Here is a 2919-nt window from a genome sequence, read left to right on the forward strand (position 1 = left end):
TATAGTTTCTTCCACAAATGTATTCCAGGTTTCGCAGGCAGGACATTTTCCCATCCACTTAGCAGATTCGTAACCGCATTCCTGACATATGAATTTAGTCTTCTTCTTCGCCATTTATCTTCCTCAGCTGTGACATGATACTATTTCACCGTATACCATGATGTGATAGTCATTATTTTCGTATTTTTCCTTTATAAACTCTTCCTTAATGAGTTCAGGCTCCAGAGTCTGCCTGTATACTATCTTGCATTCATAGTGAAGATTGCAGTCCTTTATTACTGGAGTATCAACAATATCTCCATCCTCAAGTTCAATCATGCACTCTTCAAACTTGTCATAGTTTCTTCCAGATTTTTTCCCGCAAAACGCAAGCTCTTTGACTAGCTGACCTTGGAGGGGAAAACTGACTGTAAACTCATTTGTTTCCTTTAACAACTTATATGTAAATCTGGAATATCTTACAGCTGCTATAAAAATAGGCTTGTTCCACATTTTCCCTATAAATCCCCAGCCTATAGTCATGGTATTGACACGTTTTATCCCCTTTACAGTCAAAAATGCACCACCTTTGGAAAACTGTTCAATGGCCTTTGATGAAAAATCAAGATAATTAAGCTCCATAAATACCTCCAAAAATAAATAATTTAAGAAAATTTCAATAAATAATGACTATTATAACATAAACAAGTGTATATATTGATTGTTATAGTAAAATTTGATAAAATAAACCTATATTTATTTTGAGGAGTATATAATGAGAAAAATTCTGACAATTGAAAAAACACTATTTATATGTGCTCTTGCTCTACTTGTATCAATAATCTGGATCGACCAGTACACAAACATAGTAGATCTTATGATCGATTTTTTTGGACTGAATGAAGCCAACGGCAATAGCATTATTAGTACCGGAGTAATTGTAATCATACTTGCTGTATATCTAATTGGCTTCAGATTCTATAAGAAAAACGTTATTGAAAAAGACGATATTCTAATTAATTTTTTTGACAACACTGACGATGCAATAATCATTGTGAAAAACAACATAATAAGCAACGGCAACAACAAAGCAGTCGAAATACTGAAAGCAGGCAACTTCAGCAAACTGAAGGGAAAAAATATTCACGAATTCATAACTACAAACCTGGTTGCATTTGATACAAAATCAAAGAGGGAAACTAAATATGCTCACATTTCAACAATGGATGGAGAATATATGGAGTCTCTCATATCCATCACAAATTTTATATCCGACAAAAAAAAGCTCACTCAGATAAAGATTCACGACAACAAGCTCATTTCTTCAATAAACAATATATCAAATGACGAGGAAAATCTATTGACCTTCATATCAAAGGAGACAAACATAGGCTTTTTCAACTGGGATATTGATTCAGACTACTTCACCTACAATAAAGTGTTCCAGGACCTCACCTCTTCTTCCTTTGTGAAACCCAAGGATTTCATTAATTCAAGCAAATTACATCCAGAAGACAGTGTTCTCTTGAGAAACGAAATGAAATACTGCGAATCAAACGAAGACTACAGCTTTACACTAAAATTCAGACTTGAAGAAAAGGAAAATAAATGGAAATGGTATACCCTCAAGGCAAAGCATTCCAATACAGAAGACATGAATCATATAATGGGGATTATAACAGATTTTCATGACTACAACAGTTCCGACTATAAATACAACCTTCTGGAAAACCATGCTAATATAGGAAGTATGAAATTCGACCGACAAAACAAACTCTATCAGAATTTCTCACTGGAAGCTTTAAAGATACTTAACATGAACGACAAAACTTTGATAATGGAAGAAAAAGCACTTATGAGCCTTTTCAAGCCACCTGAGAACGATTTGGATAGTGAGGAAAGAATATACACTTTAATAAATGCTAACAAGAAAGTAAAACTTCTCCAGATAAGCGACAAGGAAGACAACAACCGATATGACAACTGCCTTGTCTTCGACATAACTGATTCCTGGCAAAAAGAGGATGAACTTTACAAGACATCCTTTGCCGTTAACAAGTCCCTGGAAGAAATTTATTTCACTGACATGGAAGGATATGTAATATATGCAAACGATGCAGCTAGAAAAAGCTTTGGAATATCAGTTCATGACTATAACAATAAAAAAATTATGGATTTCAATACAAACATAGACAACAGATGGTGGAACCAGATACTTCTTCCTAATATTAACAGAAACAGGATCTTCTCATTTGAATCCTTTATTAAAAGCTCAAGGAATTCATCTATCAAATACATCGAAATCCAAAATAACCTAATATCAAACAAGAATCATCAGTATATTTGCTCATTCGTAAGAGATATAACATCCAGAAAAAAATTCGAGAAAGAACTGAAGCACGTAGCTACTCATGACCAACTTTCAAAAATATATAACAGAAACGGAATATACGAAAATATGCAAGACATGTTCAAGAAAGACCAGTTCGCAGTATTAATGATAGATCTTGACGACTTCAAGCCTGTCAACGATACCTACGGACATGATGCAGGAGACATGGTAATAGCTACCCTGGCAAAACGTCTAAGTACCAGCGGACCGCATGGTTCCCTTGCCGGAAGACTATCAGGAGATGAGTTTATACTGGTCATACCTGATTACGGTGACATTGAAACTCTTGAAGAAATAATAAAAGAAGTATATCACTCAATCACCATGAAATACATAATATCCCAAGGTGTCTGCAAAGTTGGCGCAAGCATGGGAATATCTCTTTATCCTGAAGATGGAAGCTCAAGAACAGAACTCTTCAGAAAAGCCGATGAAGCAATGTATTCAGTTAAAACAAGAGGCAAGAGTGGATATGCAATGTACAGCAACATGCTGTAGACGAAATGAAAAATTTGTGTTAGTATTGTGTAAAACATTTCAGAATTATA

The 2919-nt window shown here is 34.6% G+C and carries 3 protein-coding genes; 1 reads left to right on the top strand and 2 read right to left on the bottom strand.

The window, feature by feature from the left end; translation table 11 throughout:
* Nucleotides 1-114, bottom strand: a 114-nt coding sequence (locus AC3AX0_RS10690) for a hypothetical protein (protein ID WP_487550277.1), incomplete at its 3' end; no start/stop codon positions are given.
* A 9-nt stretch (nt 115-123) separates the two neighbouring features.
* On the bottom strand, nt 124-621 hold the full coding sequence (locus tag AC3AX0_RS10695; protein ID WP_487550275.1) for a flavin reductase: 498 nt from the start codon (nt 619-621) through the stop codon (nt 124-126).
* 133 nt (nt 622-754) lie between these two features.
* Here AC3AX0_RS10695 and AC3AX0_RS10700 point away from each other — a divergent pair, with 133 nt between their 5' ends.
* Complete coding sequence (locus tag AC3AX0_RS10700; protein WP_487550276.1) at nt 755-2869, top strand: sensor domain-containing diguanylate cyclase; 2115 nt, start codon at nt 755-757, stop codon at nt 2867-2869.
* The last annotated feature ends 50 nt before the right edge of the window (nt 2870-2919 follow it).

The sequence above is a fragment of the Dethiosulfatibacter sp. genome (assembly GCF_983023055.1).